General features: G+C 53.6%; 6 protein-coding genes. 3 read left to right on the top strand and 3 right to left on the bottom strand.

The genetic code is table 11. The features are described from left to right. The 3 genes from ACO08I_RS00610 to ACO08I_RS00620 all read right to left on the bottom strand — a co-directional run bounded on the left by ACO08I_RS00610 (nt 1) and on the right by ACO08I_RS00620 (nt 9,612). On the bottom strand, nt 1–1,842 hold the full coding sequence (locus ACO08I_RS00610) for a glycoside hydrolase family 88/105 protein (RefSeq protein WP_421948161.1): 1,842 nt from the start codon (nt 1,840–1,842) through the stop codon (nt 1–3). A gap of 6 nt (nt 1,843–1,848) precedes the next feature. Then, nucleotides 1,849–4,170 (bottom strand): hypothetical protein, encoded by a 2,322-nt coding sequence (locus ACO08I_RS00615; protein WP_421948162.1) that lies wholly within the window; start codon nt 4,168–4,170, stop codon nt 1,849–1,851. 168 nt (nt 4,171–4,338) lie between these two features. After that, nucleotides 4,339–9,612 carry a DNRLRE domain-containing protein gene (locus ACO08I_RS00620; protein ID WP_421948163.1) on the bottom strand — a complete coding sequence of 1,758 codons (5,274 nt, stop codon included), beginning with the start codon at nt 9,610–9,612 and terminating at the stop codon, nt 4,339–4,341. Between the two features lie 265 nt (nt 9,613–9,877). On the opposite strand from ACO08I_RS00620, the gene ACO08I_RS00625 reads away from it, so the two are divergent. Genes ACO08I_RS00625 through ACO08I_RS00635 form a run of 3 tightly spaced genes read left to right on the top strand, consistent with a single transcriptional unit; the run spans nt 9,878 to nt 15,785 of the window. Further along, a complete protein-coding gene (locus ACO08I_RS00625; RefSeq protein ID WP_044225831.1) occupies nt 9,878–13,081 on the top strand; it encodes a SusC/RagA family TonB-linked outer membrane protein in 3,204 nt (1,067 codons plus the stop codon). Between the two features lie 18 nt (nt 13,082–13,099). Beyond that, the gene (locus ACO08I_RS00630; RefSeq protein WP_044225832.1) at nt 13,100–14,656 is read left to right on the top strand and encodes a RagB/SusD family nutrient uptake outer membrane protein; all 1,557 of its coding nucleotides are present in this window, start codon (nt 13,100–13,102) and stop codon (nt 14,654–14,656) included. A gap of 7 nt (nt 14,657–14,663) precedes the next feature. Then, the gene (locus tag ACO08I_RS00635; protein WP_421948164.1) at nt 14,664–15,785 is read left to right on the top strand and encodes an FISUMP domain-containing protein; all 1,122 of its coding nucleotides are present in this window, start codon (nt 14,664–14,666) and stop codon (nt 15,783–15,785) included. The last annotated feature ends 155 nt before the right edge of the window (nt 15,786–15,940 follow it).

Raw genomic sequence — 15,940 nt, forward strand, 5'->3', positions numbered from 1 at the left:
TCAGTTGTTCAGTAGTTTTTGGACTTCAATGCCGGCGAAGATGAGCCCCAGCAAGCCATGGGAGTCGTCTTTTACCACCGGGCGCTTGTAGTAGTACTGCACATCTTCGGTGCACATGGTGCCCATGCAGATTTGGCTCACGGTCCCGTCTTCCCCGATGACGCTATCCAGGGCTTTCCAGCCCTTAAGTACGTATGGGCGGTACTCTTTATCCTTGATCCATCCCTGATTGATGCCACGGGCAATGGCCATAGTGAAAATGGCGGTGCCGGAAGTTTCCTCAAAGGAATCAGGACGATTGAGGACATTGTGGTAAAAGCCGGATACAGGGTCTTGCATCTTGACCAGCCCGTCCACATGATCACGGTAAATTTTCAGGATGTCTTTGTACTTCGGATGGTCCTTGGGCAGGTGGAGCAGAACCTCCGTAGTTGCCCAGATGCCCCAGCCATTGGCACGGGACCAGTAGGGGAGCTTGACTTCGGGGCGCTCGGAGTACTGGGCGTGCATGTAGAGGTCCATCTCCGGGTCGTACACCCGCTTTTGGAAGCCTATCACCTGATTGGCGGCATCGTCGAAGTATTGCTGCTGCTCAGCGGGGTCTTTGGTAAGTAATGCGGATTGCAACAGGAACGGTATGCCCATGAACATATCATCCACCCAGGTAGTGTACTTAAAGGGCGTTTCCCGGGTGAACGTACCATCGGGCAGGCGGATTTGCTCCTTCATCAGATAATCCTGAGTGGCCTCCACCAGCGCCTCATATTCTTCCTGACGGTCAAAGTTATTGTCTTTGCGCAAGCGGTAAATAAAGGGCAGGGCAGGAGCGGAGGTGAAGTCCAGCAGGGGCGTATTCCAAAGATGAGTGTGGCGGGAATACGGCCGGTGCAGGGTATACTTCTCGTAACCGATGTATGGCTTGATATCAAACATGAAATTGCAATAAGTAGTCAGATAGTCCACATACTTTTGTTCTCCGGTAAACTCGCCCAGGTTTCGGATAGCCCAGGCGTAGCCCGCCGTATGGTAATTCCAGTCGTAGAGCGTGCCCCAGAGCGGATCCGCATCAATTACGTCTGCCAGGATTTCCACTTTTGGTAACTGCCAGGCGATTTCCTGACCGCCGTATTCGTATAATCTTCCAAGCACAAAACCTTCTTCCGGTGGATAAGTGGTGCTCAACCCGGCCCGGTCCGGGTTGGGGAAGGGGCCAATGACGAGCCAGTTGGACAGCTCTGCCACATCTTCGGTGATATGCGGCAGGTAACCGATGGACAGCTTCATCCATTCGTTGTCCTGTTTTTGCCCTTCCGGAACTTTGGGGAAGCGGGGGCGCAGGAAGACTTTCCAGTCGGTGCCCGCAGTTTCCGATTTAATGAGCAACTCATTCCTGCCTTTCTGAATGGGCAGCTGAATGGTATTTTCCAGAAAGATATCCCGTTCTTCTTCCCGCACTACTGCGGGCCCGGTCTTCTGTTTTTCGTAGACGACTTTTCCATTGAGCCAGATTTTCAGCCCGTCGCTGTGGCTGACTTCCATGGGCAGCGTAGAAGTGCGTTCACTGTTGATAACGCTCAGTGCATAAGCCACGCCCGGTTTGCCCATTGGGAAAGTCCGCTCCAGGTTGAGCGTGTTCATACCCCGGAAGTAGGTGCCCGGTTTTTGAAGGATTGCCCGGAAAGCGAAAGGAACTTCCCGCAGGGTCTTATCCGCCACTGCTTTTACCGCATCCACGGGCTGTCGTTCAAAATCCTGGGCAAAAGCGAAGAGGGTGGAAAAGAGCAGGCACCCCATCAGGAACACCTGCTTTCTAACAATACGTCGTGTATGAAACTTATTCATGGTTGTTTATTTTTTGAACTGAAGGGTGCGGCTTTCACCGGGCTTCAGGGTTGTTGTTGAAGTATTCCAAAGGGCAAGCTCACCAAGGGGGCGGGCCCGGTCGGTGGCATTTTCCACCAGCACCTTGACGGTGGCTACACCTTCGGTGGGATTGTGAAGAACGACTTCCAGGGCTTCCGCGGTTTCGGTTTGGCTCCTGACTTCCACGTGGTCAAAGGGGATGCAGATGCCCCGGTCGGGCTGCACGTAGAGCCCCGGGATTTCCACGTAAGTGAGCATAAGCGCCGTCTCCGACCAGGTGGTGAGGTAGGATATTTCCCCAATGCCTTCCAGCCAGTCGGTGGTGCTGACCCGTTCGCACATCCAACCTTCCTTTGTCCCTTCGATGGGGTTGAGAGGATGGGGAAGGTACTGTGGCATATTGCGGGCGATGTCCTGCAGCAGTTCGGCATAAAAAGCATCGCCGGTCGCCCGGTAAAGCTTGAGCAGCGCCTGCCCGGAGTGGGTGCAAATGCCGGGTGCGCCGTGTTTGTTTTGGGTATTGGCGTTGACTGCGCCGATGGAGTGCATCCCTTCCCTGCCGAACAGGGAGTTTTCCGGAAAAGGATAGTCGTAGGCAATGACCCATGTGGCAAACTGCCGGGCGATATCTTCACCCATTTTCAGCCATTCTGTATTGCCGGTGGCTTCGTAGAGACTGGCGTAGGATTCGATCAGGGCATAGCAGGACTCGCTGTCGGGGTTCTGCATGGCGTCGCCCGGGCCACCGTTGGTCAGGCCGCGTTGTATGTAGTTTTTGTAGTAGTACCAGCCGGCCGCTTCCGCCGTTTCCAGGTAAGCAGGTTCGTTAAAGTAGGATGCGGCCAGGGTGAGGGCTGCCGGGATAATGCCCCCGCTCGTGGAGCCGCCTACAACGACTTCCCCGGAAGGGTTGTCTACGAAGTGCCCAAACTGACCATGGTTGTCCCAAATCTTCACCAGGGCATCGGCTACGCCCTGTGTGCCGGCAACCCAGTTGGGCTTTGGGGTAATCCCCAGGCTGTCCATCAGCATCAGTTGCTTAAGGACGTAGTAGAGCCCATCACCGCTCTTGCGGATCAGGTGCCAGTTTTTGGTGTGTGGCTTGCGAATGTCGCCCCCGTACCATTGATCACCATGTTCCCCGGAGTCCCAGAACAGCCCGGAAGGAGCAAGCCCGTCCGGAAAGAGCCAGTCGAACTGCCGGAGCACCCGCTGCCGGGTGGTATCATGCCCTTCCCACAGCAGGGGTAGGGTGGAAATCATACCGCCCGTCCAGCCGATCTGCCAGTCTTGGAGGAACATATTGCGGGGGCCCACCGAATAATACCCATGCTCGTCTTCCCAGTTCAGCCGGTTAAATTTGGCTTCCTGTACGGGAAAGGCCTCGGAAAAGGGCAGAATTAGCCGGTGCTTACCTGCCGGCAGATAGCTTTTGCGGATATGGGTGTAGTAATCGAATAGCCCTTGCAGTTCAGACGCTGAAAACAAGTGCAACTGAAAGGTAATCTGAACGGTGTCCCCCGCAGTGAAATCCGCAGGTATATCATCGGAGGGCCAGCGACTATCCGTAATCCGGTATTTATATTGCTCACGCACCACAGGAGCGGTGAGGCTAATGGTCGCTTTGTCCCGGTCCCTGTTCTCTGTGATGTCTATGCCGGAATCGCCAAGCCGGGTCTGTGGCGGGGTCAGCAGCCATAGGCCTTCCTGTTTTTCCGGGTGATGGAACCCAATAGCGGGCAAGGTCATATCGCCCGTCCGCTGTTGGATGCGCGAGGGCCCGTCGCTTACGTTGAGCTTGGGCACATCGCTGATGATTGTGGGTATGTTGGGGCCAATATCCCTTGGGTCCAAAAGTTTGGGCGAGTAGCGGATGCGCCGGTAAGGGAAGCGGTTTCCATTGTAAACGGCTCCCGGCATCAGCACATAGTTGTCGGTGGACCAGTCAGAAAATTCAAAATCGATAGATACCGAGGCGGAAGGCGTTTGCCCGGATTGACAAATAAAGGTGGCGGTGCCTTCCAGTATATCTGGCTGACCGGGAAGGGGTTCCAGGTCTAGCTGAATGGCCCATGCGCTACCGGGTAAGGCAAGTGGATTACTCCCGGCTTGCAGCGGTGTGCTGTACCGGTTTGTCAGCAGATTGAAGTGTTCCGCATCGTACTGATTGACCCGTGCGTGCAGCTTCAGATCAGGAGGTAGTTTTGGGGCCTGAGCAGGCAGGAGGCCCATACCACATAGCAAAAATGCCAGGATCAGCGGGATAGGGATATTGCCCCAAAGGCGTTTTGGAAAATACAGAAGCATATCCAGAGAATTAAGAGGTTGAAAATCAGGATTGTCAACCAAAGGATAAGCAGTGAAGCGTATTGTAATGAGGTAAAACTGCTGGTAACGAGCATTTCACAAAAGAGAAGGGTGCTCTTCCGAAGACGGAAAAGACACCCTTCTTCTTCTGCGATTAAGTACTTATTGTTACTGCTTAATCAGTTTGCGGATCGCCCGGAACTTGCCTTCCTGCATCACACGCACGGTGTACATGCCATTAGGCAGGGTGTTCAGGTTCAACGTTTCCTGTAGTACGGTGCCGGCTTTGTCTACGCGGATGGCGCGGACTTCTTTGCCGGTGTAATCATATACGCCGATCAGGATAGTACCCTGAGCGTCGTTGTCGATGCGGATGTTTACTGCATCCCCGTTGTTTGGGTTCGGGAATACGCGGAGCAGATCGGAATGATCCACTTCAACTGTACGGGTCAGCGTACCCAGGCGGTACTCACCGGATTGTAAGCCATCCACGGCAAACTTGACGGTGCCAGCGCCGGCAACAGGTGCCAGGCCGGTGTCTGTCCATTCTTCACCATCGTAGTAGAGCAGTTTGAGGTTGTCTACCGATCCCGGTGCATCAACGCCCGCGGCTTCAAAGTCGAAGATCATATCTACATTCGGGCTGTTGCCAATGACTTCTACATGCCAGATGCGTTCCCAGTTGTTGGCGGTGGTGACCGGCAATCCGTTATGGGCAGCCATTACAAAGTCATCTACCGCAAATGGGGAGCGTACATCAATCTGCAGGCCAGCGCCGGAGGCAGAACGGTGTTCCTGCTCGGTAGTGCCGTCGATATAGAGCGTCTTACCTACACCGATCAGGTCCTCAGTATAATCTGTGTTCGTGTACAGCTTCAGGTCGGTATCACCTTCCATCAGCTCCAGTCCGTACTTGACGGCCAGGTAGTTGTGTACGATGAGGTTCTGAGCGGCATTCAGGCCTTTTTTGTAAACCACGAGCTCAGGAATGCTGACCGGCTGGAAGCCACCAATGATAGCCGGGGCATCTACCGCCGGAATAATACCGTTGAAGCTGTTGATCTTCTCAATGCCACCATTGCTGCGCAGGATAACCTGTGAAAAGTCGCCCTGCAGCTCTGCATTCGCGATGTAGTAATCCTGGTCATTAAACTCAGAGTCACTGCGCAGGAAGAGCGACCGCTCAATCACGAACTGCAAGGTGTGCGGATTAGAGCCACCGTTGAATTCAATTACGTAGGCTTGTCCGGGGGCACCGGCAGTAATGTCCCGCTTTTGGAAGACTGCTGCGAAGTCCGCATAAAACTGATTCCGCTTGAACACGGTAAAGATGGAGATGCCCGCACCGCCGTCAAGGTTGTCCGCATCATCAATGATGAGGGAACGGTTAAGCGGAGTGGAACCGTCGTCCAGCCCAAATTGAAGTACCGGCTTTCCATTTAGCCCATCGGCTATGTAAGTAGGAGCAGGCTTCTGGCTTTCGCCGGTGTTTGGAATACCGTTGTTGCCGCCTTCCACGTAGGTGTTGTAAGCATCGTTACCGTTTCCTGAACGGTCTTCCCAGGTGAAAACCTGTTCGCCATCGGCTACATCTGCAATGGCATCAGCGCGGAGCCAAAGAGCGTTTTCGGGCTGTCCGGCAATCGCGTTGTCGGAAGCGCCCACACCACCAGGTCCGGTACCGGTACCAGGTACGGTATTGACAACCGTATAGGTTGCTTCAAGGATAGGCCCAAAGGCAGTGCCTTCTGAATTTACGCCGCGTGCACGGATCGTCGTCGTCTCGGTCAGCAGGATGCCGCCGCCCGGATAGGGTGTCAGTGGGTCTCCGCCTTCATCTGAATAGAAAACGAAGGCATCATCGGGCTGTATGTCGATTGTTACGTTGACCGCGTCGTTGTACTCCACCAATGGAGTAGGGGAGAATACTGGTAATCCAACGGGCGCAACGTTGTATGTTGCAGAAACTGTACTACTCGCTACGAGCCCATCTGCAAATGCGCGGGCGGTAACGGTTGCCGTATCAGTCAGCAGAATGCCGTCTTCGTAAAGCAGGCTTTCTTCCGTAGGCTCAGTGCCATCCAGGGTGTAGTAGATAGTGGACCCCGGCGTTTGGGGTACAATTTCCACAGTCACTTCAGGGACATAGTCTCCGGCAGGAGTAAGGATAGCCGGTGCTGCCACAATCTGACGGTAGTCGAGGAACAGGCGGGCAGGCTGCCAGCCCTGATCGGAAATCCAGACATTGGAGCCCGGTGTGTTGTCCCGGCCACGAACTACGAATGAGACATATTCATTTCCCTGGCTGATGGCGTTCTTGACAAAATCAGTCAGCTCAGGTCCTGAAAGATCATGAAAACCGCTTTCGGTTACGTTGTAGGCTGTGAGTGGGCCGGTAACGTCTTCTGGCCGGTTATTCCAGGTCACCGTGGTTTCATCCCACGAATTGTCGGTCGTTCCGTACACTTCAATCCAGAAGTTGTCAAGTGGGATACCGGTGTTTTCCTGATCCCCTCTAAGGGTCAGCGTTGCAGTCACGACATTGGAGCGCGCACCATCGAGGTCAAACTTAACGAGTGTTTCCCGATCATTATTAGCATCATCATCCATAGCAACCTGCATGGCGGTAGTGCCATCGTAGTTCTCGTCCGGTGCGCCTTCTGCCACGTAGGAATCTTCAATCACCCGCTTATCTTGTGTAGAGTAGTCGAGTGCCAATTGGGCAGGTACCCAGTTTTTGGAGGAGATCCAGCCCCGGAAGGCGGTCTCGTCCCGGCCACGGACCACGAAGGTCAGGTTTTCACGGCCCGCCTTAATGGCTTCGTTGACGTAAGTCGTCAGCGCATTTCCCTGAACGAGGTGAGTGGCACTTTCTGTGATGTTGTACTCGGCCAGTGCTTCCGTGGTGACAGCCGGGGTGGTATTCCAGGTTAGGGTGCCTTCCGACCAGTCATCGCTATCGGTGCCGTAGATTTCAATCCAGAAATTCTCGTCCTGTGAAGGTGGGTCTTTCTGTGCACCACGGAGCATAAGCGTAGCTATGCCAATGCCATTTTTGGAGGCACTGATGTTGAACTTCAGGTAAATGTCCTTGCTCTCGTTGGTGGAGGCTGCATTGATGACGTGCATATCGGCATCCGCAATCTCAAAGTTGGTATCCGCTTCTGCTTCGGATACGAATACGTCTTCAATAACTGTTAGCGTGTCATTTTCCAAACGGAACAGGTTCGGGCGGCTAATGTCCAGTACCGGGCCATAGTTGCCGTTCTCCACACCACCGATCCACATATTGGAGGTAGAGTCTTTGGCAGCAGACCGTACCAGGAAGCTGACCGTTGTTGCGCCTTTGCGGATTTCTTCATTGATGTATTCCACGAGGCGGCTTTCGGTATTGATAAAATCTTTGCGGGCAGAGCTGCTGTTGAGCAGAGAAGTAGCCAGGACTTTGTCTTTTGCCGGGCGGTTGTTCCAGGTGACGGCTTCCGGATCGAAGTCGGCTTTGACGCTTTGCAGTTCCAGACCGAATTCTTCTTCAAAGTCCGCGGCACCGGTTTTGCCCCGGTAGCTGAAGGAAGCGGCTTCAATTTGTTCGCCATTTAGTCCGCTGAGGTCGTACTTCACATAAGACTGCACGCGCTGTAGCACGCCGTCTACAGATTCGCGGTAAGCGAGGATATTCCCGCCCACTTGCGACTGATCGAGGGTGGAGTCCGGGTGCATTTCGAGCACTACTGCATCACCAATACCGTAGGCGCTGGCCATCGGTTTGGTACCGTACTCCAGGATTGGGCCGTAGTTGCCATTGCCGGCACCACCGATCCACATGTTGGAGGTAGAGTCTTTGGCGGTGGAGCGTACCATAATATGCAGCTCCGTTGCGCCTTTGCGGATTTCTTCGTTAATGTAATCCTGGAAGTTGGTACCTTCGTTAATAAAGGCTTTACGGGCAGAGCTGGCGTTGAGCGTGGACGTGGCCAGTTTCTTATCATTCTGGGGTTTATTGTTCCAGGTGATGGTATTGGCATCATAAGCCGCTTTTACGCTGAAGGCTTCTAATCCGAACAGCTCTTCAAAATCAGCTGCACCGGTCTTGCCCCGGTAGCTGAAGCTGACATTTTCCACCTGCTTGCCGCGCAGACTGCTGATGTCGTAAGTGACATAAGACTGCACGCGCATCAGTCCCCCATCCACAGATTCGCGGTAAGCCAGGATGTTGCCGCCGATATTGGACTGATCAATGACGGAGTCCGGGTGCATCTGCATGACTACAGCATCCGCAGCGGCATATTGGCTGCCCTTAGGCGCGATGGTGTAATCCAGGATTGGTCCGTAGTTACCATTGTCCACCCCACCAATCCACATATTGGAGGTGGAGTCCTTGGCAGCAGAGCGCAGCAATAAGCCTACTGTGGTATTGCCTTTCCGCAGTTCTTCATTGATATAATCTACAAAAAGGGTGCCTTCATTCACGAAGGCCTTGCGGGCGGAACTGGCATTCAGGGTTGTAGTGGCCAGCTTTTTGTCTTTCTGAGGTTTGTTGTTCCAGGTGAGGTTGTCGGCATCAAAGTCACTTTTAAGGCTGTGGATTTCCACTTCAAACAAGTCTTCAAAGTCAGCCGCCCCGGTTTTGCCCCGGTAGCTGAGGCTGACGGTTTCGAGTTGCTGCCCGGCGAGGTGGCTGATGTCGTACTTGACATAAGATTCCACACGCTTGAGTTCGCCATCCACGGATTCACGGTAAGCCAGGATATTGCCGCCGATATTGGCCGGGTCGATAATGGAATCCGGGTGGACTTCCATAACGACTGCATCGCTGTGGGCGTAGCCGCTCTTTTCCGGTGAGATAGTGTATTCCAGAACCGGGCCATAGTTGCCGTTGCCAATACCGCCAATCCACATATTGGAGGTGGAGTCTTTGGCAGTGGAGCGGATCAGTAAGCCGATAGTGTTTTCTCCTTTACGGGCTGCCTCATTGATGTAGTCCGCAAAACGGGTGCCTTCATTAATAAAGGCTTTGCGGGCGGAGCTGGAATTGAGTGCAGAAATGCCAAGCAATTGGTCCTTCTGCGGTTTGTTGCTCCAGGTGAGGGTCTCGGCGTCGAAGTCGCTCTTGAGGCTGTGCAGTTCCAGTTCGAATAACTCTTCGAAGTCTGCTTCACCGGTTTTGCCCCGGTAGCTCAAGGAGGCACTTTCGATTTGAGTGCCGTTGAGGTTGCTGATGTCAAATTTGACATAAGAATATACGGCGTAGAGGTTGTCGCCTTCCCGGTGCTTGTACGCGAGTATATTATTACCTACGTTGGATTGATCTATGATGGAGTCGGGAAAAGCTTCCATCACCACTGCATCCGCCTGCCCGTATTTGGATACGGTTTGCCCCCACATCGGACTAAGGGACAACAGACAAAGGAACACAGCGGAAATCAGGTATCTGAATAGCATGCCTTTTGGTGTTTGGTTAAGAATTATTGATTGGTCACCAAGTTGGGCAGCTCATCAGAATTTCCTGTGTAGAATCGTCCCTTTCAACCGTGACAATTGTCCCAGAATGGCATTATGCACAGCAGATTTGAAAGGTTGGTACGTTTGTCCCGGTTCATCGGGATGATATTGCACATGCCCGATATAGCCGGAAAGTATATTTGGGGATACAACCTAACCGGTGCCCGGGCAGACCGGGTGCTACCATACCAAAAAAGACACAACCATGAGGCATTTTTTATTCCTGTTCCTGCTCTTGCTGTCTGCTCACACCTACGCGCAGCGCACCCTTACCGGGCAGGTGACAGATACGGATGGGGAACCGCTTATCGGGGTAAATATTCTGGTGAAGGATACTGAAGTGGGCACGATTACGGATTTTGACGGGCAGTATTCCCTGCGTGTCCCGGAAAATGGGAAAGTACTGGTGTTCAGCTATATTGGCTATGCTTCCGAAGAAGTGCTGATTGGCACACAAACGCGCATTGACCTCAAAATGTCCACCGATGCGGAAGCTCTGGACGAAGTTGTGGTTATTGGCTACGGTACCAAGAAAAAACGCGATGTGATTGGCTCTGTGGCCACCGTTAAGTCGGAGGACATCACAAAACTGAAGACCACTTCATTTGTGGATGGCTTGCAGGGGCAGGCTTCCGGTGTGCAGGTGGTCTCCAACAGCGGGGTACCGGGTGCGCCTTCCACCGTTAAAATACGGGGCATCAGTTCGATCTCTATCGACACCGACCCGCTATGGATTGTGGACGGTATGCCGATTTATACAGGCTCTTCACTGGGGGCCAGCAATGGTGCTACCGCACAGGACCCGATGAGTATGATCAACCCCAACGATATCGAATCCATTCAGGTGCTGAAGGATGCGGCCGCTACGGCCATATACGGTTCCCGGGGCTCCAATGGGGTGATCATCATTACCACCAAATCAGGTAAAAAGGGGCAGGGTTCCATTACCGTTGACTATTCGGCGGGCCTCACGGAGCCTTCCCGAACGGCAGACGATATCGGATTTGCGAATACCGAAGAGTGGTTCAATCTGGTGGAAACCGCCCGTTTCAACTCCTTTGGCGGAGAAGAGGAGGCACTGTTTGATCCCAACTCCATCCTGAACCTTTTCCAGGACGACCCCATTGCCCGTCTGAGCCGGGAGGAAGCCCTGGCGGTCAACACCAATTGGTTTGATCAGATCCTGGATCAGGGTAATTATCAGGACATCAACGTTTCGGGTACAAAAGGCTTTGAAGGGGGCAATATGTATGTCTCCTTCGGTTATCGCAACGACAACAGCGTGCTGCGTAATAATGGGCTGGAGCGCTATTCCGTGCGTTCGAACCTGCAGTTCAATCCTTTCGAAAACCTGAGCGTGGAGACTCGCCTTAACTTCAGTTATACGAATAACGACCGCGTAAAGCAGCAGGTGGGCGGTGCGCTTGGCAACAACAGTGGTGGCAACAGCGCCGGCTGGGGTAATGCCAACCGGAATGCGCTGCCCTGGTACCCCATCTTTAATTCCGACCACCCCACAGGCTACTGGAACCCCATGTCAGGCAACAACCTGGTAGCCGCCATTGACCGGGATATGCTGGTGGATGAGGTGACAAGTTACCGTGGAATGGGCGGGCTGGCGCTGGAGTATCAAATACCGGCGATCCGGGGGCTGTCTCTCCGGGCAGAGGGCTCCTTTGACCTGCTGCAGTCCAATACCCTCAACTGGGTGACTGCTTCGTTGCGGGAGTTTGGCTCCTTTGCTTCTGATGAAAGCCGGGTGCGCCAAAGCATCAACTACAACGTTTACGCCAAATACAACCGCGACTTTGGCAATCACGGCATCAGTCTTACCGCCGGTACGGAGTCGCAGTCCATCAATCAGCAGCTGCGCCTGATGGAAGGGCAGAACCTCACGGGCACCTATAAGGAAATTGGGAACCCGCAGGACCTGCTGACCCTCTCCGGCGGGCTTTCCTATGAAGAATACCTGCGTGCCTTTTTCGGCCGGGCAGACTACAAATTTTTGAACCGTTACTTCCTTGGGCTGAGCTTCCGGCAGGATGGCTCTTCCAAGTTCAACGAGGACTACCGCTGGGGTACCTTCCCGGCTGTTTCTGCCGGATGGGTAATCAGCGATGAGCCTTTCTGGAACAACCGGACCTTTAGTACGGTAAAGTTGCGGGGCAGCTTCGGGCAAACGGGCAACAAGAACATTCCCAGCAACCGCTTTGTGACCACCTATACCAACCGCACCGACTGGCGCTACGGCCCGGCGGATGTGATTCTGGAAGGTACCCGCATCACCAATATCGGCGTGCCTTCCCTGACCTGGGAGACCACGAGTAGCTACGATGCCGGGGTGGACTTCGGGTTGTGGGACGGCAGAGTAGCCGGTTCAGTGGCTTATTATCAGCAGAATGTTTCGGATTTATTGTTAGCTTCCCCCCTGGCAACTTCTGCAGGATTGCAGGGTAATAACATCTGGGGCAATATCGGGGATATGTCCAACTGGGGGGTTGAACTGGAGCTGAATTCCACGAACATCCGGCGTAATGATTTTACCTGGACTACCGATTTCAATATCACCACCAACCGCAACCGGGTGGACCGGCTGACACCTGATCTGGACCGCTCGGGCCGTGGATTATTGAGCGGCAACCGGGTTTCTCAAACTGGTGGCCGCCTGTGGGCCTACTACATGGCTGAGGATGCTGGTGTGGATCCCGAACGCGGGGTCAATATGATCTGGGAGATTGATATCGACCACTTCGAGGCAACCGGGGAGACGATTAAGACCGGGCGCAAAATACCGGCTACCCTGAACAACCTACAAAACCACCGTATCATCCATAAAGACAAAACCGCCGTGCCTACAGTCTTTGGAGGGCTCAGCAATACCTTTAAGTATAAGGGTTTCGACCTGTCCGTTTTCATGAGCTTCTCCGCCGGAGACTACCTCTACGATTACGAAGAACAACGGACCACGGATGTTCAATACGGGCAGGTTGTGCTTCGCTCTGACATGATTGGCAATACCTGGACTCCCGATAATCCGGATGCCAAATACCCTGAATTGCGCTGGCAGGGCGCTTACCCTTACGGCTGGGACCCTGATGTGGAAAATCCTGATTCTCCAACCGGCAAAGGCGACTGGACTGAGGCTACCGGTAACTATAAAACAGAGACCGTCAACTGGACAAAGTACCTCTACCGGGCGGACTTCCTTCGGCTGCGAAACCTGCAGTTGGGCTATACCTTCCCCAATGAAATGGTACAGCGCTGGCGTTTGCAAAGCCTGCGGGTATACCTTACTGGTACGAACCTCTGGGCGTGGGCACCGCATTACGATGGCTGGGACCCCGAGTCCGGCGGTGGTGTGCTGCCTCCGCTGCGGATGTACGCCGGAGGGATAACTGTGAAATTCTAACCTGAAAAGAGCCAAATTATGAATACCATAAAGCAACGCATCCTGGCCCTGAGTTTACTACTGGCATTTGCCGGATGCAATAACGATGATTTTTTTGAGCTGCAGAACCCGCCTGAGTTCCCCTGGCTGAACATGGAGGAGCTGGAACGGGGCGTGGTGACGCCTTACAACTATGCCTTCACTTCTTCATGGAGTAATTTTTTCGGGGACGACCGGTTGATTTTCGACTGTATGTCGGATGCTGTATATCTTCTGCCCAACACCTCCGCTGACATCCCCTTTGAGGAGATGTACCTGCGGACCACGGGCGTGGAAATGACCAAAGCGAACTCCGGTTTTTCGCTGGGCTATAAATGCATCACACATGCCAACTCCGTGCTCGACTTTTTGATAGAGAATGACTATCGGCCATTCGATAATCCTACGGAGCGCGACCTGGCTAATCTGGACCGCATTCAGGGTGAGATGCAATTCATGCGCGCCTACGCTTATTTCTACCTGACGCGCAGGCATTGCCCTGTGCCCGGAGCACCTAATTTCTCTACAGAGGAAATCCTGCCGCTCCGGTTGGAAACCCCATTGTCCGCTGAGGAGGCCAATAGCCCCCGGTACGTGACCACAGACGTCATTTACAATCAAATCATTGATGATCTGAAAGCTGCAAAGGGGCTACTACCGGAAGCCTATGACGCCGGTATTCACCATCCTTCCTATGTGCAGGGCCGGGCAACACGCTACGCTGCTGCTGCGATGCTGGGCAGGGTGTATTTCCAAATGGGCGAGTTCGAACTGGCTGAGGCGGAGCTGGACTACGTCATTAGTGGCCCTTTCACGCTGAGTGAAGATCCCATAGAGGCCTTCAACAAGGATTATGCGGAGGACGGAGCCGAGGTCATCTGGGCCACCAACAACCACGACCCCGAGATCATCCGCCCCAATAAAGTGCCAACGAGCATGAACTGGAGCGACTACCGGGCGACCAACGGCGGACGGGGCGAATACCATAAGCGCTGCACCTGGAATCAGTTCCCGATGAGCCATACCATCCTGAAACAGGTAGGCTGGATGGATGAAAATCTTGGTACTACAGAAGCGGCGCTGCAAGACAAGCGTTATCAGCAGCTGTTCTGGCGCATTGAGGGTAATCCGGGCACCAACTCGGCTGACCCCACGCAATACGAAATGCAATACCCGCACATCAAAGACCCACATGTCTGGGGCGACAAATACTACCGGGCTACGGATGGGCAACGTTCGAATGTGCCCGTGATCCGTCTGGCGGAAATGTTGCTGACCCGGTCCATCATCCGCTTTAGATCGGGTGATGCAACAGGCGCAGCTGAAGACCTTAATCAGGTGCGGGTGCGGGCCGGATTAGAACCGCTGGCAAGCATTACGGAGCAGGATATCCACAACGAGCGCATTAAGGAAATGGCATTTGAGGGCGACCGTTTCCATTACCTGCAGGCGTTGCAATTGCCGATTTATCCCGGTGACCGGGAGGCTGCACCGATTGAGTACCCATACACTGATTTATACTGGAAATTACCACAGTCTGAACTCGACTTTAAATAAAACCAACATGAGAAAAACAACCCTTTTTATCCTTTCGGCTGCGGTAGTCATGTTCATGGCTGTGGCCTGCAATAAGGATACGATCAATATCCCGTTCATCACCATTACCGGTGAAGCCATGCAGCCCAGCGCGTTTGGTGCAGCTGATGGCGCAATTGACATAGCCGTGGAAGGCGGTGCGCCGCCCTATCAGGTTTTCTGGAGCCACGGGCCGGACACCGAAGATGTTTCCGGATTGCCAGCCGGTAGCTATACCGTCAAGATTATCGACACCAAGTCCACGGTAGCTTCGAAGACCTTCGAATTGCTGCAACCTGATGCAACACCCCTTGACCTTAATTTCACCGTGGAAGAAGTCACCTATTTCGGTGGCAACGACGGTACGGCAACCGTTTCGGTCAGCGGAGGCACAAGCCCCTACACCTTCCTTTGGAGCAATGAGGAAGACACCGAGCGCATTGAAAAACTCACCACCGGCTGGTACACCGTTACCGTCACTGATAGTGGTGAACCCGCCATAACTACTATCGACTCTGTGCTGGTTGGGCAGCCGGAATTTGTCTGTGGCCGCGACAGTATCACCGATGTGGATGGCAACAAATACCCAACCGTTGACATAGGCGGACAATGCTGGACCACGCAAAACCTGCGCACCGAACACCTTCCTGAAAATCCGGAAGTCGCGATAGAGGGCCGCTTTTGCCAGGACCTTAACTGCACCAACGCCATGGGCGCCCATTACACCTGGGATGCCGCCATGAACGGTGCTGAATCAGCAGCGGGCGAGGAAGAAGTACAAGGCATTTGCCCCTGCGAATGGCACCTGCCCACCAAGGAAGAATGGGAAGCCTTCAATGCCTATCTGTCTGTAGACGGACAGGGCGGAACGGGGGTGAACGTACCCAATAAGATCCGGGGCGAAGGCAGCCCTTCCGGCTTCGATGCCTTGATGGCTGGTAATTGGGGATACTCGGTTTTTGAAGGTGAAAACGCCGTGTTCTGGACAGCAACCCAACAAGCTGACGGCAGAGCCTTTTACCGCCTGGTCAATAATTTCCCACTGCTCGGACAGGGGCATGTGGTGAAAAACAGTGGCCTAAGCGTACGCTGTGTGAAGGACCGGGAATAGTCTGAAAAAAGCCCTGTTTTCAACCCAAAGGAGTGACTTTTGTCATTGCTTTGGGTTGTTTTGTTTTGGGGAGAGCTGTCTTTGGTGATTTTTGTTGGGTGGAAATAGGGTATAATGAAATTTTAGTTAAATTGTAGACAGTGAACATCGTTTCC

Origin of the sequence: Phaeodactylibacter xiamenensis (genome assembly GCF_965229835.1) — a bacterium.
Classification (GTDB): Bacteria; Bacteroidota; Bacteroidia; order Chitinophagales; family Saprospiraceae; genus Phaeodactylibacter; species Phaeodactylibacter xiamenensis.